Below are 21,488 nucleotides of genomic sequence, written 5' to 3'. Positions count from 1 at the left end.
AAAACATTGTAAATATTCTTATTTATTTGTATTTTTATACTACAAAAGAGGGGTGGCTAACCTTCTTTTTTGAAAGATCGCTATTTTTGTTAGCCTGATTTTTAGAGATAGGATCTCGGGGAGGCAGGACATGGTCTTAAGAATGTTATATCGGTTTTTGACGTTGCAGATTTTCATGGCAAGCGCAATTTCCCTTCCGGCCCAGGTGCAAATAACCGGTAATCAGAATAATATTGCTGTGGAAGAAGTTCGGTTGCGAGTGGCAGGCACCTTGCACGTACAAACCACCGATGTTTCGACTCGAACTAATCCTTCTCCAACCACAGAACCCGTCATTATCGAAACCATTCTTTTGGCCGAAGGCACTGAAATTTTTGCTACGACTCGTACTCCCTTTGTTGGTAATTTGCATCGCGATCTGGGCACTACATCCATTGCAGTTGGTGCAGTAGGCGTGGCCAAATACGATGGTAGCACGGTAAGTCATCGCAGCGTGGGCTTTCAACAGGCATTGGAGGAGGTGGTTTCCACACCGGACCTACGCTCCTACTGGGATATTGGAGGGGAGTCTATTCCTTCCGGAGAAACGTTTATGGATATAGTGTACCCGCAGGAGGTTCCAATGTCAGGATATCTCATAGTATCGGAAAGGGACGGTAATTCCAAATTTAATTTCCAGGCCTTGGATGTCAATGGGGATCCTATCCCCGGAGCCAAAACCCTGGAAATAAGGGGCTATGAATGGAATACCCAGGTAGTAAATCAGGGGAATTATCCAAGTCAGCCGCAGCATTTGGTAGTTATTTCACCTCAACTATTTGATACGGAATCACCTGTATATGGGTTTAGGGTGATCAACCTGGACGGGGCTGATGGGAAGATTGTTTTTTTCCGTAATTCCATACACGTAAACCCAGACCTGCCAGAACCTGTTTTTTCTGGAGATACTGCCATAATAAATGTACTGCATAATGATGAATTGAAGGAGCAGGCAGCAACGGTAGCTAGTGTCAGCGTTTTTACCCTTGCCGGGGTGGAGAATGAGTACGTTTTGTTAAGATCGGATGGGTTTGTGGATGTAGCACCGGAGGCACCTGCCGGGACGTATACCATCGTCTACAATATTTGTGAAATAGGGAACAGCACCAATTGTGACAGCGGTACCGTTACGGTTGAAGTCATGTATGCCTTACCGGTAGTCTGGTTAGATTATAAAGCGGAAGCCGGAACGGGAGGAAATATGGTTATTTGGAACACCGCCTCTGAAAAAGACAATAAAATGTACCGGATCTGGCGCGCATCAGACCCGTCACAGGGATTTAAATTGATCGGAGAATTGCCTGCAAGGGGCGAAAGTACAGAACCACTACGTTACGCCTTTCTGGATACCGTGGATTTTTCCGGAGATGCCTTGTATTATCGGATAGATCAGATAGACGTGGATGGGGAAATTTCCACTACCTCCGTTTTCAGGCTAAAAACGACTATCAGGAAAACACCTGTTTTCCAGGTGTATCCCAATCCTTATTTTGGTGGGCAGGTAGTTGTTAATTTTCCTCCTGGATGGAAGGGTAAAATGGGCACTATTGGAATTCAGAGCTACCTCGGTACCGTCCATTATTCAGTTCAAGGAGAGCTTCAGTCCCTGGCGGGTAGCCTCCGCTCACGTTTAAAGCAATTACCAAAAGGCATGTACATCCTTTTCGTACAAGTTGAAGACGAGAAAAAGGTAAAAAAATGGATCAAACGGTAAGTATGGGTGAATATTTTTTCCAAGTTTATTGGCTCTGAATAGGCATTCAGCGGAATATGCTGTATTTTTTCGATTCATTTCGAATTCATGATGACCTTTTTAATTGTCGGATTAAGCATATTATTGCTGGTAGGATTGATAGTTTGGTTGAGGGTAGAGCCCTTTATTGCCTTTCTGCTTACCTCTATTGCAGCCGGATTATGTCTAGGCATTCCGCTGGATGCCATTTCCGGTTCTATTCAGAACGGGATTGGAAGTTTGATGGGGGCCTTGGTGATTGTTATTGTTTTGGGAGCAATGTTGGGAAAAGTAGTGGCGGATAGTGGTGCCGCTCAGCGGATCGCCCTTTTCCTTACGCAACGTTTTGGACAACAGCGCTTGCCCTGGTCGGTGGCGATGACCGCATTTATAGTAGGGATCCCCTTGTTTTTTAACGTCGGGTTTGTGCTGCTGGTGCCCCTTGTGTTTTCGGTTTCCTATCAGTATAACATCCCGGCGATGGTCGTGGGCATTCCCATGCTGGCGGCCCTTTCGGTTACCCATGGATTATTACCTCCCCATCCGGCTCCGGTAGCCCTGGTGGCTCAGTTTGATGCACATATGGGGACCACACTGATTTACGGTTTAATATTGGCGGTGCCGATGGTAATATTAGCGGGCCCCATATTAGGTAAGCTTCCCTATTTTAGATCCATGCAGGTAAGGCCGCTGGCCGTTTTCAGTGCAAAACCAAAACCCGTTGAGGAGTTGCCGGGATTGGGAAACAGTCTATTTACTGCATTATTGCCTGTTTTCTTGCTCATTGTCCTGTCGTTAGTGAGCTTGAAGATGCCCCCCGACAGCGCTGGTTACGGGTGGATTCAGTTTTTTAGTGACCCCAACGTGGTCATGCTGATTTCGCTCATTTGGGCCACCTTCAGCCTGGGAATTAGCAGGGGACAAGGGGTGGCCGAGCTCATGGAAGGGTACGGTTCTGCCGTCAAAGACATTGCCCTGATTTTGTTGATCATTGCCGGAGCCGGAGCCTACAAAGAGGTGTTGATGGACAGCGGGGTGAGTACGGAAATCGGAGCATCATTGGAACAATTACCGATCAATTCCTTAATTCTCGGATGGTTGATTGCGGCAGTTATCCGGATTTCCGTTGGTTCTGCCACCGTAGCGGCGCTTACTGCGGCTGGGATCATTTCGCCCCTGGTGGCAGGGGGTAGTGTCGATCCTAACCTGATGGTGCTCGCCATTGGTAGCGGCAGCCTTATTTTTTCGCATGTCAATGACGGCGGATTTTGGCTGGTAAAAGAATATTTTAACCTGAGTATTAAACAGACCTTTTTATCGTGGACCTTATTGGAGACGGTGGTGGCTATTTTAGGCCTCTTGGGGGTGTTGATACTGGATTTGATTATATAAAAAAAGAAAAATTGCTATGGAAAACATGTCTGCAGAAGGGAAATTAAAAGAATTAGGACTGGTACTACCTCCGGCTCCACCTCCGGGGGGTGTATACCGACCTATTGTTATCACCGGAAACATGTTGTTTCTGTCCGGTCACGGGCCGGTATTGGAAGATGGAAGCCTTATTAAGGGCAAGGTGGGAATTGATTTGGACAAGGACCAGGGCAAAGCCGCTGCCAGGCAGGTAGGGCTGACCATGCTTTCTACCTTGCAAACCCAACTAGGTAGCCTGAATAAAATCAAGCGTGTGATCAAAGTTTTGGGGATGGTTAATTGCAGTTTGGATTTCGAAGAACACCCCTATGTAATCAATGGCTGTTCGGAGCTGTTCGGAGAAATATGGGGAAAGGAAGATGGAATTGGCTCCAGAAGTGCCGTAGGCTTCGGTTCCTTGCCAGGGAATATTTCCGTGGAAATAGAAGCTACTTTCGAAATAAACCAGTAAGTGTATGACAGATAAGTGGTATGAATTGCAAAATCCGGAGAAAACCGACAGCCCTGCCTTATTGGTATACAAAGAGCGGGCAATCGAAAACATCCAAAAAGCCATTCGAGAGGTAGGTTCGCCGGACCGGCTGCGACCTCATGTAAAGACAAACAAGTCCGTTGAAGCCTGCCGCCTGATGATGGATGCCGGAATAAGGAAGTTTAAAGGAGCCACCATCGCGGAGGTAGAGATGCTAGTGATGGCAGGGGCCAAGGATATCCTGTTGGCTTACCAACCTGTGGGGCCAAAAATAGACCGACTGATATCCCTCATTCAGAAATACCCTGAAATCAGCTTCCACTGCCTTACGGATCATGCGTCTGCGGCGGATGCGATGGATTTAAAAGCCATGGAGGCCGGTGTAAAGCTATCGGTCTACATTGATCTCAATGCTGGGACGAACCGGACGGGTATTGCCCCCGGTCCTGCCGCCATTGATTTGTTTGAAGTGCTTGTTCAAAAGAAAAATCTTCAGGTAATAGGATTTCATTTGTACGATGGACATTTGCGGAATCCGGTATTTGAAATTCGTAAGTCGGAGTGCGATGAGGGGTTTGCTCCCATTGCCGCCATGCGAGAGGAATTGGAAAAAAGCTATGGATTTTCCCTGGAAATCATTGCCGGAGGTACGACCACCTTTCCGATTCATGCCGCCCGTGAGGGAGTCACCTGCGGACCGGGAACATTTATTTACTGGGACGATGGGTATGGATTTGGGCTTCCGGAGCAGGAATTTCAGCATGCCGCACTGGTGATGAGCCGGGTGATATCCTTTCCGGCGGAGAACTTGGTTTGTGTGGACCTGGGGCACAAGGCCATTGCTTCCGAAAATCCCATCGATAAACGAGTCCGTTTTCTAAATGCAACGGATCTTACGCCGGTAAGCCAAAGCGAAGAGCATTTGGTATTGCAAACTTCCCCTGATCATGCCTATCGGATTGGCGATGTTTTGTATGGGGTTCCCTACCATATTTGCCCCACGGTAGCCTTGCATCAGGAGGCAGTGGTGGTGGAAAATGGGGAGCAAACGGCAGTATGGAAGACGATTTCCCGCGACCGGAGGATCTTATTTTAATGATTAACAAGACAACGATAGATGTTTACTATAGACGCACACCTGGATTTGAGCATGAATGCTCTGGAGTGGAACAGAGACCTTACCCTTCCTGTTGATCAGATTAACGCAAGGGAACGGGAATTGCAAATGACCGATAAACCGGATCGGGGTAAGGCCACCGTCTCGCTGCCTGCATTGAGAAAGGCCGAGATTGGATTGGTGGTAGCCACCCAAATAGCCCGGTACGTGGCACCAGGCAACGCTTTGCCTGGCTGGCATAGTCCTGAACAGGCCTGGGCGCAAACACAGGGGCAATTGGCCTGGTACCAGGCGATGGAAGATAAGGGTGAGATGGTACAAATAGCCAACCTGAAAGCCCTGGAGGATCACCTGAATTTATGGAAGGATGGCTCGGATGCCAGGAAAAAGCCTGTAGGATATATTTTGTCGCTGGAGGGAGCAGATTCCATTGTTAACCTCAAGTATTTGGAAAAGTCGTATGAGACGGGTTTGCGTGCATTAGGACCGGCTCACTATGGTCCTGGCCGGTATGCACAAGGGACAGATGCCAGCGGTCCTTTGGGGCCAAAGGGAAGGGATTTACTTCGGGAAATGGAGCGTTTATCGATTATTTTAGATGCTACCCATCTTAGCGATGAAAGTTTTTGGGAGGCTCTGGATCATTTTAACGGGCCGGTATGGGCCAGTCATAATAATTGCCGGGCACTTGTAAATCACAACCGCCAGTATAGTGATGAACAAATCAAGGCCTTAATTGATAGGGGCGCGGTCATTGGAGGAGCGTTGGATGCCTGGATGATGGTTCCCGGATGGATTAAAGGGGTCTCTCAGCCTCGGGAAATGGATTGTGATCTTGAAAAAGTAATTGATCATTTGGACCACATATGCCAGATTGCGGGCAATGCCAGGCATATCGGTATCGGGACCGACCTGGACGGAGCTTATGGAAGGGAGCAAAGTCCCTATGACCTGGAAACGATCGCCGATATCAGCCGGATCCCAGGCATGCTTGAAAAGCGTGGCTATAGTAATGCCGATATTGAATTGGTCATGCATGGTAACTGGCTGCGGTTTCTACAGAGAGCCTGGAGTTGATTTGTTTAATAAATAAAAAAAATATTAAACAAATATACCTCTTTAGGTTTTATCAATAAAGAATGAAAAAGCTCCATAAAATTGATTTATGGGGCTTTTTCTTTTATTTCGTTTCTTTTCTCTATTTTTTGTTTAAAGAAAAAATAAAAAAACTCTACAAAAAAGTTGCTTGATTGTTTAACATTAAGTAGTTTTGTTTAAACAAAAAGATAAAGCCATGACAACTCTTGAATTCAGTTACTCATTAAATAAGTTAAGTAAATCATTAAAGCCATTTGCATTAAAGTTAACTCGCGACATGGATGATGCCAACGATTTGATGCAAGACACCATGGTCAAGGCATTTACCAACAAAGATAAATTTACCGACGGAACCAACTTAAAAGCTTGGTTATATACCATAATGAAGAACACCTTCATCACTAATTATCAGCGAATGGTGAGAAGAGGTACATTTGTGGATACCTCCGATAATTTGCATTTCATCAACTCCGGTTCCGTAGTTATTGAAAATGGCGCCTATGGAGAGTTCGCCATGAAAGATATCACCAAGGCAATCGATAAATTGGATTCGGTATACAAAACCCCCTTCCTTATGCATTATAAAGGGTTTAAATACCATGAAATCGCTGAAAAGCTAGACATTCCCATAGGAACGGTCAAAAACAGGATTCATATTGCCCGGAAATTATTAAAAGACGATCTTAAGGTCTATATTACCAAAAACTAAGGGATGGTTCATAAAAGAGTTGTGGTTATCGGTTCGGGATTTGCCGGACTCTCTACGGCCACACACCTGGCAGCAGCAGGCCAGCAGGTTTTGTTATTAGAAAAAAACAGCACCCTCGGCGGTAGGGCAAGAAAATTCAAGGCCGAGGGTTTTGTTTTTGATATGGGTCCGAGTTGGTATTGGATGCCAGATGTCTTTGAAAAGTACTTTGAAACCTTCGGGAAGCGGGTTAGCGATTACTATGAACTGACCCGACTTGACCCTTCCTATTCGGTTTTTTTTGGAGAAGATGATGTAATGGATATTCCGGCCGACCTGGAAAAGCTGAAGCAACAACTCGAAAAGTTGGAGCCTGGAGCGGGAGTTAAGCTGGATGAATTTTTGAAGCAGGCGGCTTATAAATACCAAAAAGGAATCCATGATCTCGTACATAGACCAAGTCTTTCCCTTACTGAATTTATCGATTTTTCATTAGTAAAGGACTTGTTCAAAATGGACATTTTTCAGTCCATGTCTTCTCATGTCCGGAAATACTTTACCCACGACAAAATTATTCGCCTAATGGAATTTCCCGTGTTGTTCCTGGGAGAGACCGCACAAAAAATTCCGGCACTTTATAGTTTGATGAATTATGCAGATATCGCCTTAGGTACCTGGTATCCCAAGGGGGGGATGCATAAAATCATTGAAGGAATGGTAAGTCTGGCAGTGGAAAAAGGAGTGGAAATCCGGGCAAATGCTGAGGTAGTGAAAATAAATGCCCGGGCGGGCAAAGCCGAATCCCTACTCTTAAGCAATGGAGAAATCATCGATTTCGATATTCTGGTAGCGGGTGCCGACTACCACCATGTGGACAAAAACCTTCTGGACCCAGCGTTCAGCAATTACAGCGAGGGGTACTGGGATAAGCGGACCTTGGCACCATCTTCCTTGCTTTTTTACCTGGGAGTGGACAAAAAGCTTCAAAACCTGCACCACCACAACCTCTTTTTCGACGAGCCGCTGGGTCCCCATGCAGATGCGATATACAAAAACCCCAAATGGCCTGAAAAACCCTTGTTCTATGTTTCGGTGCCTTCCCAAACAGATCCGACCGTAGCTCCTGAAGGAATGGAAAACCTGTTCATTCTAATACCGCTGGCTCCCGATCTGGAAGACCCCGAGAAAACCAGGCAATACTATTTTAATTTGGTGATGGATCGGTTGGAAAAATTAACCCATCAGGAAATACGATCCCACATTATTTATCAAAAATCGTATGCTCACCAGGATTTTAAGGACGACTACCATGCCTTCAAGGGAAATGCCTATGGCTTGGCCAATACCCTGATGCAAACGGCGATCCTGAAGCCTTCATTGAAAAACAAGAAACTTTCCAATGTCTATTATACGGGTCAGTTGACTGTCCCGGGCCCAGGCGTTCCTCCCTCTTTGATTTCGGGAGGAGTGGTAGCAAAAGAAGTTATTAAATCCCTGGGAAAATAAATAAAATCTATATATTGAGGAGGTTATGATCGATCACCAAAAGCTTTTTGATGAGACTGCACTGGAGTGTAGTAAACTAATAACCCAGAGGTACAGTACGTCCTTTACACTGGGCATCAAAACCTTGCACAAGAAGTTTCACCTACCGATCTATGCCATATATGGTTTTGTTCGCTATGCGGATGAGATCGTCGACACGTTTCATGACAAGGACAAGCAGGCTTTACTAAATTCGTTCAGAGAAGATACCTATCAGGCCATCTCCGATGGAATCAGTCTGAATCCCGTTCTCCATTCGTTTCAATTAATGGTGAATAAGTATCAGATTGAAAGGGAGCTGATAGATGCCTTTCTGGCCAGCATGGAGATGGACCTGGATTTTACCACTTACAATGATTCGAAGTATAAGGAGTACATTTATGGTTCAGCGGAAGTAGTTGGCCTGATGTGTTTAAAGGTTTTTTGCGAAGGCAATGCATCCGAGTACGAAAAACTAAGAGGAGCTGCTGGCAAACTGGGTTCTGCTTTTCAGAAAGTAAATTTTTTGAGGGATTTGAAGAGTGATTTTGAAGATAGAGGCCGGGTCTATTTTCCAGGTGTCGATTTTGAAAAATTCGATTATACGGTAAAAAGGGAAATTGAAAGCGACATTGAAAAAGATTTTAAAGAGGCATTAGAAGGCATCCATCAATTACCCAAAGGAGCCATGTTAGGTGTAAAAATAGCCTATTTGTATTATCAGAAACTTTTCCTTAAAATAAAGCGCCTACCACCTGAGGTAATCACCAGGCAACGCATACGCATACCCAATATTCGAAAAATGGCACTACTCGCCAAGACCTATTTCGGATACAAAACAGGACTTGGATGATGATAGAGGAATTTTATTACCTGGGACTGATGCTTTTCACCATCTCCTATCCACTGGCACAGTCATTTGAATCCCGGATCTACTACTATAAAAAGTGGCATGCTCTCTGGCCGGCAACCCTGGTTTCAGCCTTTATTTATATTCTGTGGGACCATTGGTTTACCGTGGAGGGGGTATGGTGGTTTAATGAACGATACATTTTGGGTTGGTACCTTTTCGACCTTCCCCTGGAAGAAATATCGTTTTTCTTTATCGTTCCTTTTGCCTGTGTATTTATTTATGAAGTGCTGATTTACTTTATGGAGAAAGATTGGCTGCGCCCTTTGGGCAAACCGTTTGTCTTTTTGGGAGTGCCGGTACTGTTATTCATCGGCCTGTACCATTGGGATAAAATGTACACTTCGGTAAATTTTATTTTTACCGCCTTTCTACTTCTCGGCCACTACCTGGTATTTAAAGATAAGATATTGGGTCGATTTCTGGCGGGGTTTCTAGTCAGCCTGATTCCCTTTATGCTTGTAAATGGTATTTTAACAGGCTCATGGCTAGAAGAGCCCATCGTAGGCTATAACAATGAAGAGAACCTGGGAATTCGAATTGGAACCGTTCCCCTAGAAGATAGTGTTTACTCACTGGGGCTCTTGCTTTTAAATATTAGTATTTACGAAAAAATCCTGAAACGCAAAACATTTCGAAAATAGTATGGTTTATAGTCTATGTTAAATTTGGATGTACATATTGATCAACATTCCGGTTTTTGTTTTGGGGTAGTGTATGCTATTGAAATGGCGGAAGAAATCCTCGATAATGAAGGACGCTTGTATTGTTTAGGTGATATTGTACACAACGATGAAGAAGTGAAAAGACTGACTCAAAAAGGTCTTATCATTATCGATCATGAATCGTTGACCGATCTGAAAAATGAGAAGGTCCTAATCCGGGCCCATGGAGAGCCTCCGTCTACTTATGAATTGGCAATAAAAAATAACTTAACCCTGGTAGATGCGAGTTGTCCTGTGGTATTGAAACTACAAAACAGGATCAAAAACTCCTACGACAAAGAGGAAACCATCTACATTTACGGAAAGCACGGGCATGCGGAGGTAATTGGTTTACTTGGCCAAACAAGAAACAAAGCCGTAGTATTTCAGGATATAAGTGAATTGGACATCCCTTCTCTACCGAAAAACATTACGCTGTACAGTCAAACTACGAAAAGCACGGATAAGTTTTACGAAATTAATAAGATCCTTAAAGAAAATGGAATTACCATCAATACCAATGATACCATTTGCAGGCAGGTTTCTAATCGGGATAAAGAGCTTCGGGAATTTGCTTCCAAATTTGATCATATAGTGTTTGTAAGTGGTACAAAATCTTCCAATGGGAAGGTTCTTTTTAACGTATGCAAAGAAAAAAATCCGAACACTTATTTTGTGTCCAGTCCGGAGGAAGTAGAACAGAACTGGTTTTCAAATAATCAAACCGTGGGGATCTGTGGGGCCACCTCCACCCCCATGTGGTTGATGGAAAAAGTACGGGATCGGATTAGAGAATTTTGAATGTTTTCATTTTTTTCATTGTTTCTTTTTCATGAACAATTTGCGATCTGTCCACCAGCTATCTGAGAAAATCGATCCAAAGGGTATTTTGATAGCTTTGTCCATCATGTTTTTATGGGGCATCTCCTTGGTTTTCTTACTAGGCTACTCGGTCGATTTTTCCAATCCGCTGGTTTACGTAGGCATTTTGGTCCAGACGCATTTGTACACCGGGCTTTTTATTACCGCCCATGATGCCATGCATGGGGTCGTTTCTTCCAACAAAAAGCTTAACCATGCCGTCGGTTGGCTCGCCGCCCTGCTGTTCTCCTATAATTTTTACTGGAAACTCTTTCCCAATCACCACAAACATCATCAATATGTTGCCACGGAGAATGATCCTGATTATCACTCTTCCAACCGTTTTCTTCCCTGGTACCTGAGTTTTTTGTTCAGCTATGTGAACATCTGGCAGTTCCTCTTAATGGCCGTTACGTTCAATGTGTTAAAAATTTGGGTCCCTGTTCCTAACCTGATTCTATTCTGGATGCTGCCTGCCATCCTTTCCACCCTGCAGCTGTTTTATTTTGGGACCTACCTTCCCCATAGAGGAGATCATGCCAATAAACATCATTCGGGCACCCTGCCTGCCAATCATGTTTGGGCATTTGTATCCTGTTATTTTTTTGGATATCATTATGAACACCATGACTCACCGAATACGCCCTGGTGGCGCCTTTGGAGAACAAAAAATGTTCGTACCGGATAATTTATGCTTTACAACCAAACATTTTTTGTTCATTTTGATTATTCTTTAAAACTACCGTTCACGATGAAGCACTTCTCTTTAGCATTTCTTCTTTTTTTCGTTTTTCGTACGGCAATGGCTCAGGATGGGGTCATTGAAGGTAAAATCGTCAATCCCATCAATAACGAACCCATTCCTTTTGCCAATGTAATCATACAGGGCTTGGACCAGGGGGCCGTTTCCGATGAGCAGGGCCAATACCGTATTTCAGGCCTTGAACCAGGTCTGTACAATGTAAAAGCGTCATTTGTAGGGTTCAAATCCCAGACCTTTTTTGAAGTTCAGGTGACGCTGGCAAGACCCGTACAACTTGATTTTGAATTGGAAGAGGATGCATCTAATTTGGACGAAGTGGTAGTTGATTCGGAATTTAGCCGGTCAGAGGAAACCCCCTTATCTGCAAGAAAGCTTAATTCGAATGAAATCGAGCGCTATCCCGGAGGTAATCGGGATATCAGCAGGGTGATCCAATCCCTACCAGGTGTGGCCAGCACCGCCAGCTTTAGAAACGATATCATTATCCGGGGCGGAGCTCCCAATGAAAACAAGTTCTTTATCGATGAAATCGAAGTCCCCGTGATCAATCACTTTGCTACCCAGGGGTCCTCGGGTGGTCCGGTAGGAATCTTAAACGTAAACCTGATCAAAAATGTAGACGTTATCAGTGGGGGGTTTCCAGCCAATCGAATGAACGCCCTGAGTTCCTTTTTTGAATTTCAGTTAAAAGATGGGCGAAGGGATAAGATGTTTTCTCAGGTTACGGTAGGTGCCAGCGAACTGACCTTTTCTAATGAAGGCCCCATTGGCGACAAAACAACCTATATATTTTCTGCCCGTAGATCCTATTTACAAGGATTGTTTCGGCTTTTGGGACTTCCTTTTCTGCCTACTTTCAATGATTTTACATTCAAAACCAAAACCAAAATCAATGATAAGACAGAGCTGACGGTGTTGGGAGTGGGTGCGATTGATGAATTTGCCCTGAATTTTGACGTTCCGGATGGAGAAACCACCGAGGACAGGGAAAACCGGCTGTATCTTTTAGACAACCTTCCCATTTCTACCCAATGGAACTACGCCACGGGAGTGAAATTGAAGCGGTTTCGTGATAATGGGTTCTGGACCTTTATTTTAAGCCGAAACATGCTGAATAACCGTTCCTATAAATATGCCCGAAATGATGAGTCCCAGCCAGAAAACCTATTGTTTGACTACTTGTCACAGGAGAGCGAAAACAAATTCCGTGCAGAAAACAACGTTTTCAAGGACGGTTATACCTTTCAATACGGTGTTAATTATGAATTCAGCAGGTACCTGATCGAAAACGTTGACCGGCAGGTACTGGTTCAGGACGGGCAGGAGTTGAATATATCCTCTGTTTCGCTTTTCCATGGGTATGGTGGATTTGCCATGGGGAGTAAGAAATTCTACGATGAACGCCTGCTCATTAATTTTGGGGTTCGACTGGATGGAAGTGATTTTGGCGCGACTGCCAGTAACCCGTTGAATCAATTTAGCCCTAGGTTGTCTGCCAGCTACCAGGTAAAAGACAATCTATTTTGGAATGCCAATGCCGGAATTTATTACCAAAAACCACCCTACACTGTTTTAGGTTTTCAGAACAACGAGGGGAACTTTGTAAATCAGGACAATGATGTCCGGTTTATCAGAGCCACCCATCTGATTTCCGGAATAGAATGGAAATTTCCGGAAAAAAACAGGACCTTTTCCGCTGAGGTGTTTTATAAGAAATATGCCAACTATCCCAGCTCCATCCGAAACGGTATCGCTCTTGCCAATTTGGGGGCAGATTTTGGAGTGATTGGGAACGAGCCGGTAAGTTCGGACGCGGAAGGTCGTGCTTACGGTCTGGAATTGTTGGCCCAGCAGCGGCTATACAAGGGGTTTTATGGAATCGCCGCGCTTACCTTGGTTCGTAGCGAGTTTACCAATTCCAATACGGATTACCTTCCCTCCTCCTGGGACAATCGGTTTATTGTAAGCCTCACTGCGGGCAAACGGTTACCGAACGATTGGGAAGTGGGCGGCCGCTGGCGCTTTCTCGGAGGAACGCCCTACACCCCGTACGATTTTCAGGCTTCCTCCCTTCGGTCCAATTGGGATTTATTTAACCGGGGAATTTTTGATTACTCCCGAATCAATGATCAGCGGCTCAACAGTTTTCACCAATTAGATTTGCGGGTAGATAAAAAATATTTCTTCGACAAGTGGAATCTCAATTGGTATTTTGATGTTCAAAACGCCTACAACTTTCAGGCTGAGCAGCAGCCAGAATTGATTCCCCAGCGAAATGATCAAAATGAATTGGTCGTGAATCCGGAGGATCCCAGCCGGTACCTACTTCGCGAAGTACCCAATCCTGCCGGAACAGTATTACCAACTATTGGTCTCATAATAGAATTTTGACCTGATATGTAGTATCTTCGGGGCCTGATGAAGCGAAGAACTACTTTTTTACTGATCCTTCAATTGCTCCTTTGGTGTCCCGCTCCTGCGCAGGAGCAGGATAAGACCGCCGGCTTGGGAGAAGCGGAGTCTTTTGCAGGGAAGCTATTTGGCTTAGCTGACCGAACCATAGACCTTTTAACGACGGATTCGTGGACCTTCATTCCTGCCCTGACCTACTCGCCTGAAACAAGCTTGGGTGTGGGTGGGAGGGCCCTGAAAATTTTCCGAACAGGCAAAGACCGCTCCTCAGGATCCACGCGACCTTCATCCCTGCCACTGACCTTTCTATATACGTTCAATCACCAGGTAATTCTAACAGGGGAGCTGGAGTTATGGTTGGATGAGAACAAGTCCTTTCTGAATGCAAGAATGGAATTTTCTGACTATCCTTTCGAATTTTCAGGTATAGGAAATGAGGTCGTGCAAGCCGAACCCTATGCCAGCAGGTATTTTTACTTTCACTTATATTACGAGAAGAAAATCGCAAAGGGCCTCTACCTCGGTCCCCGGTATGAATTTAGGGGCGATGATCTTTACCAAAAAACTCCCGGAGGGCTGCTGGACTCAGGCAATATTCCGGGCAGTAACGGACAGCGCTTGTCCGGGCTGGGACTGGCAGTGAATTTAGATAGGAGGGATAATATTTTCCAACCAACGAGAGGAGTTTACCATCAATTATCCTGGATGAAGTTTCATTCCCTTTTTGGTAGTAATTTTGATTTTTCACAGTGGATCTTTGATTTCAGAAAATATTGGCCGGTTGGGAACGAGCAGGTACTGGTCGGGCAGGCGATGTTTAGCGTTTCAGCGGGAGAGGTGCCTTTCCAGCATTTAGCGATGATGGGGGGAAGTGATTTGATGCGGGGATACTTTGAAGGCAGGTACCGGGACAGACATGCCACGGTCTATCAGGCCGAGTGGCGTTTTCCGGTTTATCGAAATCTGAGAATGGTTGCCTTTGGTAGTGCCGGGCAGGTAGGAAGGAAATTTTCGGAATTTGGCCTGAACCACCACCTTCGCATGGCGGGTGGTTTTGGATTCAGGTATCGATTAAATAAAGAAGGGCTGCATTTAAGAATTGATTTTGCCTACGGGGATCAGCCAGCCTTTTATTTTGGACTAAATGAAGTAATCTAGCTAGCAGCGCATTTCTAACTTCAGAACGAATGGAAATAAGAGCATTGAACCAATTGTTAGGCAATATTGATATTTATTTGCTTGACCAATTACTAAAAGAACGTTTCAATAAAGAAATGCTTATCCTGGATGCAGGTTGTGGAGAAGGCAGGAACACCCATTATTTTATACGGTCTGGTTATCAAATCCTGGGAGTAGATAGTAACCCTATAGCTATTCAGATGGCCAGGGTAACAGCGAAGACCCTGGATCCCACTTTTGATCCCTTGCGGTTTTTGGTGGCTCCGGTTGAGGATCTTCCATTTCATGGGGGGGCTTTCGACGTACTGATCAGTAGTGCCGTCATGCATTTTGCGGATGATCGGACCCATTTTGAAGCGATGCTACAGGAGCAAATGCGGGTGCTGAAAAAGGGAGGGCTTTTTTGGTTAAGAACCTGCACGGATGCAGGAGGTTGTTTTTCGTTGGCTTCCGGGAATGAAGAACGAAGGCAAGCACTACCAGACGGCACCGAAAGGTTTGTTTTTACAGAAAAATTAATGAAGGAAGCAATGAGAAAATATGGGCTTACCCTTCTGGAACCGGCAAAATCGGTTCTGGTCCACGGCAAAAGAGCTATGGGGGTTTATCTGTTTCAAAAAGAGAAATAAAAAATACGGCAATGTTTGGGACTGCGATACCATTGGATTTACAGTATGCCTTGGAATTGATAGGTACTTATTTTTTTGCCATATCAGGGGCATTGGCGATTCAAAACCGGGAACATGACTTATTTGGGGCAGGTTTTACAGGTTTTATTACAGCGATTGGAGGGGGAAGTTTGCGGGATATTATTTTGGGTGCGTATCCCTTGGTATGGATTGGCAATGTTAATTTTCTGTATGCCATCTTTGCTGGATTGATTACCACGTTTGTTTTTTTTCCTCTGGTAGCCCGGTTGCGAAAGACCTTGTTTTTGTTTGATACCCTTGGCATTGCTTTTTTTACGATATTAGGTGTGGAGAAAACCCTGGCTCTTGGCTTTCGGCCAGAGGTGGCCGCCATCATGGGCATGTTTAGTGCCGTCATGGGAGGAGTGATCCGGGATACGCTTACCAATGAAATACCTATATTGTTCCGGAAGGAGGTATACGCTTCGGTCTGTCTTAGCGGCGCAGTGGTTTACCTTGTCCTGAATTACTACGGCTTGGAACGCAATATTAATCTATTGGCATCCATTTCGCTCATCATCCTGATACGCCTGGTAGCCGTTCGATTTAAATTAAGTTTGCCTACCCTAAAGTAGCTGGAATTTTCAAGATCCGATTTAAGGGATGGTATTTTGGCAGCGAATGAGGTATATCTAAAAATAAATTTACATTAACCATTCTTTTTTATTCATGCAAATTCAAATATTTCAAAGCAGAGAAGCGCTACACCGGGCGGTTGCCGACAGCTTTATTTCCGCGGTTAAGGCTAACCCCAAAATGGTGCTTGGTTTGTCTACCGGAAGTTCGCCGCTGGATACCTACGCGAACCTGGTTCGGGACCATCAACAAAATGGTACGGACTACAGTAAAATCCACACCTTCAATCTGGACGAATACGTGGGATTGACTGGAAGCCACCCGCAGAGTTACCGATACTTCATGAACGCCCACCTGTTCCGTCATCTAAATATCCCGATGGCACAAACGCATGTACCGGCGGGAGTCGGAGATTTGGTAGAAGAATGCGAACGGTACGAAAATGAGATTCAGGTCCGTGGAGGCATTGACCTACAGTTACTCGGTTTGGGTACCAACGGTCATATTGGGTTTAATGAACCCGGTACTTCCTTTGATTCCAGGACCCATGTAGTCAGTCTATTGAAAGAAACGATTGAAGCAAATGCACGTTTTTTTTCGGGTAAGGAAGAGGTTCCCACCAAAGCTGTTACCATGGGCATACAGACCATCATGGAAGCCCGTCAGATTGCGCTGCTGGCCTATGGTAGCAAGAAGGCCGCTCCTATTCGAGATGCCGTAAACGGACCCATTACCGAATCGATGCCCGCTTCGCTCCTTCAGAAACATGCGGATGTCACACTTTATCTGGACGAGGAAGCTGCCGCTCTATTGTAGCCTCCCTGGGGAAGGGCTCTTGGGAAGAAAAGGTATTTTTGTTTTTTCCCATGATCAGGTTCCGAAGGTATACTTTGAAGATGGTGCCCTTTCCCACCTTACTTTCGATTTCTATTTTACCGTCATTGACGCGAATCTGCTCCCTTACCAGATAGAGTCCCAGGCCTTTGCCTTCCACGTGGTTATGAAACCGCTGGTAGAGACCAAATATGCGATCCCCATATCTTTTTAGGTCTAGTCCTATGCCGTTATCTTCAAAGTGAATTATACAATAATCCTTTTCTTTATAGGTGCGAATGTATACTTCAGGAGTTCGGTCTGGATGTTTGTATTTGACCGCATTGGTCATGAAATTCATGAAGAAATTTTCCAGATGGGCGTACACATAGTTCATTTCTTCCAAGGCTGAAAAATCCTTGTGAATTTTTATCCCCGACTCTTTCAATTGATTGAACAGGCTTTTTTCCACATTGTAAAGAAGTAGCTTGAAATCGATCCGTTCTACCTTAGGAATCTTTTGTTTTTTAATGGATACGACCTCTATCAGATCCTGAAGCGTTGCATCCAGTAGGTTGGTGGAGATTTTTAGGTTTTCCATAACCTCCTTGTTTTCAGGGTCTGCTGGATTTTCCTCATTAAACAAATCTATCAATAGGGAAATATTGACGATGGGCGCCCTCAAATTATGGGAAACAATGTAAGCAAAGCGCAGCAGTTCTTCGTTGTGTGATTTTAAATCCCTAATTAGTTTTTCACGCTCGGATTCCAGCTTTTTAGCCTTGGTAATATTTTGTTTGACCAGTAGAATCCGATCAATCTTTCCCGCATCATTTGTCAGGGGAACACCACTTTTTAAAAAACGCTGTTGTTGGGCTTCGGTTTCATAGGAAACCCGTTGCCCCTGAAGGATTTTATTCAGGTTTTTCTTAGTGATGGCAAGGTTTTCTCCCGAGTACTGTTCCAGATGGGAGGTGCCTACGAGGGACTTGGGGTCCTTTCCAGCAAGCCGGTATTCTTCCCCATCTGTAAAAATATAGTTGAAGGATTTGTCCAGTACATCTACGGTTCCACCTGGGAAATTTTCTGCGATGCTTCGGTACAATTGCTCGGAAGCAATCAGTCTTTTTTCAGAAACGGTCCGGTCAGTGATGTCATCGACAAAGACGACGTAGGAGACGCGGTTTCTTTTTCCATAGCGAATACGCGTAAAAGAGATTTTAAGTTCTTTATAATCTTCCGGTCCATTGGGAAGTAAAAAGTAGGCCGTATTTTTTTTTGACTGGGAAAACTGCGTAATAACCTCCCGAAGATTTTGTTTATTGCCATTATTAATTAATACCGTTTTCAACAGTTTATCTTTTCTCTTTAGGTTGAAAACGGGTAAGGTTTTGTTATTTATCAGGGTGATTTCAAACTGGTGATTTACAGCAAAAATAGCATAGGCTGTTCCATTTAGAATGGCATCGTGCATGAAATTGGTCTCCTGAAGGGTGGATTCAAAGCGGAATCGATGCAATTCTTTCCCTATCCAGTCAGCTAAGATCCGAAATAATTCCTGGTACAGAGAGCGATTTTGAAGGGGTTCCTGGTGAAGAAAACAAAGGGCACCAATTTTAAGGTTTTCTTTGTCCAGCAAGTCCAGGCGAATTAATGAGGCAATTTGGTGTTTTTTAAAAAATGGATGCGGTTCTAAAGAACTTCTATCTTCAGCGGAAAGCATCAAAAAATCCCTTTCCTTAGCGGGAGCGGGAAGATCCTGGTTTAGAAATTTTCGCCATTTTTCTGAAGATCCTGAGGTCAGTTTGCCAGCAATGGCCAGGGAAACCATCTCCAGGGATTGATTGTCGGGGTCAGTATTGGCAATCATGCAATAGGTAAATCCCAGCCTTTTATGTAGCAAGAGGACAATTTGATCAAAAAGTGCTTTTCCGCTAAATAGATTTGATATCTCGGAAATCTCCTTAAGGGTCTTTTGAATAAATTCTTTTTCGCTGAGATTCTGGATAATCCCTTCTTTTTCAAGCAGGTTTTTTTTGGCCTTGTTTATTTCCGATACATCCCGGAGAATCCCTACCAGTACGGTTTTTTGGGAGGGAATATCATAAAAAACTTTCAAGCTGTTTTTTAGATGAAGGAATTTCCCTTTGTTATTTTTGACCCGGTAGGTGAGGGTATAGGAATCCAACTCATACCTTTCAGAAAAAAATAATTCCTGGACCTTACCCCGGTCCTTAGGATGCACCATTTCCAGCCAGTCCCATACGGTATATTTTTTGAACTGGTTTTCTTCATATCCGAGTAATTCAGTGATGGCTCCGGACCAGATCATTTCCTTGTCTTCCCTGAGGTACTCAAAATACAGGATATCTAAAAAACTGTGCGGGATGTAATTGGGTTTATCTTCAATTAGATTGGGGAATTCCGGACGATTGGTTTGCTTCTTTATAGCCAGTAGCTGGTACCCATTTTTTAATGGAATACTATGCATTTTCAGCACATCTAAATCTAAAACCGTTCCCACTAAATTTCCCTGACAGAGCTTCCTTAATTTGTCCTTGTCCGAAAACCGGTACTTATCGTGAAGGTGCTGACAGAATTCTTCCATATCCTTTGGTACAAAACCAGAAGGATTGGAAATATCGGCTAGAATTGTTTTCGTTAAGGGATGAACAATCCAGGAAGACTGGGTTTCGGCGGGTCTGCTGGGTACGATCATCGCGTTGACCAGATAGCTATTTTCTTCCTGTGCCATGGTAAAGCCTTCGATTGTTACCCAGGTAAATTTATTATGGCCTACAAAAAAGGGTACCTCCAGAACTTCGGCCTTGCCCAGGAAATCAAATAGTTTTTCAAAAACCGGAGATTCGATCGTAGGGAAAATCTCATCAAAAAATTCGGTCCTGTAAAACTTTGATCGCTCATTAAAAATCCCAAAAAAGTTTTTGGAAACATAGAGAATCTCAAAAACCCCCTGATTTGATTTTCTAAAAGTTAATAGTAAGTTATTGAATTTCTTCTCAGGCATTTGCCACATTCAGTGAATATCGAAAGTCTATACAAGCAAAGATTAGCTAAATTTAAATTAAATTTCAAAAAATACACAATAAATTTATATTAGTCAAAATAAACTATACGAAATTCATATAATCAACTACGTATTGAAACAGTTATAATTGTTTTTCCAATAGGAATGTGATTTTGTGTAATGTGGAGGCGGTTTCATCAGCAGGATCTCTGCGAAGTAGTTCGAGTGAAATCACCTCTCCCTCTTTCGATCTCAACAAATCCGTAATGTCGGATAATTTCCAAAAGGGAGCAGGAATTTTATTGATCGAAATTATTTCGTCGAATACCTGTACGCCTTGTTGGTGGGCAGGGGAGCCTTCCCGTACCTGGCTAATATAGAAGCGTTTGCTTTCAGCCGAATATACCCGAACCATCAGTCCGCTCATATCGTATTTAAATTCATTACTGAATCGAGATCCTTTTTTGTAGAGCATTCTTTTTCGGGGATAATCCATTATGATTTTCATCCGGTTCAGGACATCTGAACCGATACTTCCATTTCGGCCGGTTCCGATGATGACATCTGAGAACTCATTCTCTTCCGGATAGGAAGTGATGACATTTCTGAATTTTAGTCCATTTAGACGCAGTCTTTTAACCCGGCCCACAAAGCCAAACAAGTCCCCTCCAAGGGATCGGCCCAGGTCACTCTGCAGCGTGACTTCGGGAAGAACGATCTCATCGCTGGTCTCCCTGTTCAGCAACAAGCCATGGTTTGCTCCCGTGTCAATCAACAATTTAGAGCTTAGATCCGGGCCATTTGATTGGCGGATGGTGGATTGAACGTACGGTTTGTTTCCTAAAATCTCAATTTCTGTTTTTCGGAACCCCAGGGGCCTCCATTTGAGGGCCGATCTTTTGTAAAAACTAATAACACCATTGTCATAATCAATTTTCACAGGGTTATTTTTGAAAAATTCGTGACCAATCACCCCAAATACAGGAATACCAATTACCTTTTCCAATTCCAGAAAATCTTCGTCCAATACCAATATTGCCTGAAAGATACCTTCAATGGGACCCAAATCGAAGTGGTTGTTTGGCGAGACGGAGGCGCTCAATACGGTCGTTCCGTCGGCACCAACCAGATTTAATTTCCGGGTGTATTGCATGTCTAATTCATCCGCCATGGTTTTGCTGAAAAAAATATTGGATTTCACACCCGTGTCGAACAAAAAATTCACCTCGGGTCCTCCATTAATGGAAATAGGCATGATGATGAGGCTATTTGAATCAATAAAAGGAAGGTTTATTTTTCTCTTTTCCTTTTTCATGTAAAAACCAGGAACCTGGCTTTGTAGCGAGAAAGCTATGAAACAGGATAGGAAAAAAAAGAAAAACGGTCTGATACCAAGGTGCATAGATGCTGGATTCGTGTTTATCGTTTTAATATAGAAAATTAATTTTAGTA

The 21,488-nt window shown here is 44.0% G+C and carries 18 protein-coding genes; 16 read left to right on the top strand and 2 right to left on the bottom strand.

Going from position 1 to position 21,488, the window contains the following annotated elements; all coding sequences use genetic code 11:
* The first annotated feature begins 175 nt into the window (after positions 1–175).
* The 16 genes from GJS45_RS18640 (at position 176) to nagB (ending at position 17,011) form a co-directional block, all read left to right on the top strand.
* Positions 176–1,753 carry a T9SS type A sorting domain-containing protein gene (locus GJS45_RS18640; RefSeq protein ID WP_162343386.1) on the top strand — a complete coding sequence of 526 codons (1,578 nt, stop codon included), beginning with the start codon at positions 176–178 and terminating at the stop codon, positions 1,751–1,753.
* Positions 1,754–1,843: 90 nt separating this feature from the next.
* Positions 1,844–3,163: a gluconate:H+ symporter gene (locus GJS45_RS18635; protein WP_162343494.1), complete on the top strand. Its 1,320-nt coding sequence runs from the start codon at positions 1,844–1,846 to the stop codon at positions 3,161–3,163.
* A gap of 25 nt (positions 3,164–3,188) precedes the next feature.
* Positions 3,189–3,653, top strand: a complete 465-nt coding sequence (locus GJS45_RS18630; protein ID WP_202928128.1) for a RidA family protein — start codon at positions 3,189–3,191, stop codon at positions 3,651–3,653.
* A gap of 4 nt (positions 3,654–3,657) precedes the next feature.
* Positions 3,658–4,770 (top strand): D-TA family PLP-dependent enzyme, encoded by a 1,113-nt coding sequence (locus GJS45_RS18625; protein WP_162343384.1) that lies wholly within the window; start codon positions 3,658–3,660, stop codon positions 4,768–4,770.
* 21 nt (positions 4,771–4,791) lie between these two features.
* The gene (locus GJS45_RS18620) at positions 4,792–5,868 is read left to right on the top strand and encodes a dipeptidase (protein ID WP_162343383.1); all 1,077 of its coding nucleotides are present in this window, start codon (positions 4,792–4,794) and stop codon (positions 5,866–5,868) included.
* 217 nt (positions 5,869–6,085) lie between these two features.
* Positions 6,086–6,598 (top strand): RNA polymerase sigma factor, encoded by a 513-nt coding sequence (locus GJS45_RS18615; RefSeq protein ID WP_162343382.1) that lies wholly within the window; start codon positions 6,086–6,088, stop codon positions 6,596–6,598.
* Between the two features lie 3 nt (positions 6,599–6,601).
* Positions 6,602–8,083: a phytoene desaturase family protein gene (locus GJS45_RS18610; protein ID WP_162343381.1), complete on the top strand. Its 1,482-nt coding sequence runs from the start codon at positions 6,602–6,604 to the stop codon at positions 8,081–8,083.
* Between the two features lie 25 nt (positions 8,084–8,108).
* On the top strand, positions 8,109–8,954 hold the full coding sequence (locus tag GJS45_RS18605; RefSeq protein WP_162343380.1) for a phytoene/squalene synthase family protein: 846 nt from the start codon (positions 8,109–8,111) through the stop codon (positions 8,952–8,954).
* Positions 8,951–9,655, top strand: coding sequence for a lycopene cyclase domain-containing protein (locus GJS45_RS18600; protein WP_235954863.1), 705 nt, complete (start codon positions 8,951–8,953; stop codon positions 9,653–9,655). Before GJS45_RS18605 ends, GJS45_RS18600 begins: the two co-directional genes overlap by 4 nt.
* 15 nt (positions 9,656–9,670) lie before the next feature.
* On the top strand, positions 9,671–10,516 hold the full coding sequence (locus GJS45_RS18595; RefSeq protein WP_162343379.1) for a 4-hydroxy-3-methylbut-2-enyl diphosphate reductase: 846 nt from the start codon (positions 9,671–9,673) through the stop codon (positions 10,514–10,516).
* Between the two features lie 31 nt (positions 10,517–10,547).
* Positions 10,548–11,264 carry a fatty acid desaturase gene (locus GJS45_RS18590; protein ID WP_162343378.1) on the top strand — a complete coding sequence of 239 codons (717 nt, stop codon included), beginning with the start codon at positions 10,548–10,550 and terminating at the stop codon, positions 11,262–11,264.
* Positions 11,265–11,327: 63 nt separating this feature from the next.
* On the top strand, positions 11,328–13,730 hold the full coding sequence (locus GJS45_RS18585) for a TonB-dependent receptor (RefSeq protein ID WP_162343377.1): 2,403 nt from the start codon (positions 11,328–11,330) through the stop codon (positions 13,728–13,730).
* Positions 13,731–13,757: 27 nt separating this feature from the next.
* Positions 13,758–14,909, top strand: coding sequence for a BamA/TamA family outer membrane protein (locus GJS45_RS18580; RefSeq protein ID WP_162343376.1), 1,152 nt, complete (start codon positions 13,758–13,760; stop codon positions 14,907–14,909).
* Between the two features lie 29 nt (positions 14,910–14,938).
* Positions 14,939–15,559 (top strand): class I SAM-dependent methyltransferase, encoded by a 621-nt coding sequence (locus tag GJS45_RS18575; protein WP_162343375.1) that lies wholly within the window; start codon positions 14,939–14,941, stop codon positions 15,557–15,559.
* Positions 15,560–15,591: 32 nt separating this feature from the next.
* The gene (locus tag GJS45_RS18570) at positions 15,592–16,194 is read left to right on the top strand and encodes a trimeric intracellular cation channel family protein (RefSeq protein ID WP_162343492.1); all 603 of its coding nucleotides are present in this window, start codon (positions 15,592–15,594) and stop codon (positions 16,192–16,194) included.
* Positions 16,195–16,288: 94 nt separating this feature from the next.
* A complete protein-coding gene (gene nagB / locus GJS45_RS18565; protein ID WP_162343374.1) occupies positions 16,289–17,011 on the top strand; it encodes a glucosamine-6-phosphate deaminase in 723 nt (240 codons plus the stop codon).
* On the opposite strand, the gene GJS45_RS18560 is transcribed toward nagB, so the two are convergent.
* Together GJS45_RS18560 and GJS45_RS18555 are read right to left on the bottom strand one after the other, a co-directional pair.
* A complete protein-coding gene (locus GJS45_RS18560) occupies positions 16,971–20,036 on the bottom strand; it encodes a PAS domain S-box protein (protein ID WP_162343373.1) in 3,066 nt (1,021 codons plus the stop codon). The two genes, nagB and GJS45_RS18560, sit on opposite strands and share 41 nt — an antisense overlap.
* A 142-nt stretch (positions 20,037–20,178) precedes the next feature.
* On the bottom strand, positions 20,179–21,351 hold the full coding sequence (locus GJS45_RS18555; protein ID WP_235954861.1) for an aspartyl protease family protein: 1,173 nt from the start codon (positions 21,349–21,351) through the stop codon (positions 20,179–20,181).
* Positions 21,352–21,488 lie beyond the last annotated feature (137 nt).

This window comes from Cyclobacterium salsum, from assembly GCF_010119245.1.
Classification (GTDB): domain Bacteria; phylum Bacteroidota; class Bacteroidia; order Cytophagales; family Cyclobacteriaceae; genus Cyclobacterium; species Cyclobacterium salsum.
Note: the sequence above shows the minus strand (reverse complement) of the source record. Positions and strands in the feature narration are given on the sequence as shown.

Coding starts and splice junctions, on each gene's coding strand:
- GJS45_RS18605 (WP_162343380.1), top strand. CDS start 8,109: ATGATCGATCACCAAAAGCTTTTTGATGAGACTGCACTGGAGTGTAGT.
- GJS45_RS18630 (WP_202928128.1), top strand. CDS start 3,189: ATGTCTGCAGAAGGGAAATTAAAAGAATTAGGACTGGTACTACCTCCG.
- GJS45_RS18620 (WP_162343383.1), top strand. CDS start 4,792: ATGTTTACTATAGACGCACACCTGGATTTGAGCATGAATGCTCTGGAG.
- GJS45_RS18635 (WP_162343494.1), top strand. CDS start 1,844: ATGACCTTTTTAATTGTCGGATTAAGCATATTATTGCTGGTAGGATTG.
- GJS45_RS18555 (WP_235954861.1), bottom strand. CDS start 21,351: ATGAAAAAGGAAAAGAGAAAAATAAACCTTCCTTTTATTGATTCAAAT.
- GJS45_RS18600 (WP_235954863.1), top strand. CDS start 8,951: ATGATGATAGAGGAATTTTATTACCTGGGACTGATGCTTTTCACCATC.
- GJS45_RS18625 (WP_162343384.1), top strand. CDS start 3,658: ATGACAGATAAGTGGTATGAATTGCAAAATCCGGAGAAAACCGACAGC.
- GJS45_RS18640 (WP_162343386.1), top strand. CDS start 176: ATGGCAAGCGCAATTTCCCTTCCGGCCCAGGTGCAAATAACCGGTAAT.
- GJS45_RS18585 (WP_162343377.1), top strand. CDS start 11,328: ATGAAGCACTTCTCTTTAGCATTTCTTCTTTTTTTCGTTTTTCGTACG.
- GJS45_RS18575 (WP_162343375.1), top strand. CDS start 14,939: ATGGAAATAAGAGCATTGAACCAATTGTTAGGCAATATTGATATTTAT.
- GJS45_RS18610 (WP_162343381.1), top strand. CDS start 6,602: ATGGTTCATAAAAGAGTTGTGGTTATCGGTTCGGGATTTGCCGGACTC.
- GJS45_RS18615 (WP_162343382.1), top strand. CDS start 6,086: ATGACAACTCTTGAATTCAGTTACTCATTAAATAAGTTAAGTAAATCA.
- GJS45_RS18580 (WP_162343376.1), top strand. CDS start 13,758: ATGAAGCGAAGAACTACTTTTTTACTGATCCTTCAATTGCTCCTTTGG.
- GJS45_RS18560 (WP_162343373.1), bottom strand. CDS start 20,036: ATGCCTGAGAAGAAATTCAATAACTTACTATTAACTTTTAGAAAATCA.
- GJS45_RS18595 (WP_162343379.1), top strand. CDS start 9,671: ATGTTAAATTTGGATGTACATATTGATCAACATTCCGGTTTTTGTTTT.
- GJS45_RS18590 (WP_162343378.1), top strand. CDS start 10,548: ATGAACAATTTGCGATCTGTCCACCAGCTATCTGAGAAAATCGATCCA.
- nagB (WP_162343374.1), top strand. CDS start 16,289: ATGCAAATTCAAATATTTCAAAGCAGAGAAGCGCTACACCGGGCGGTT.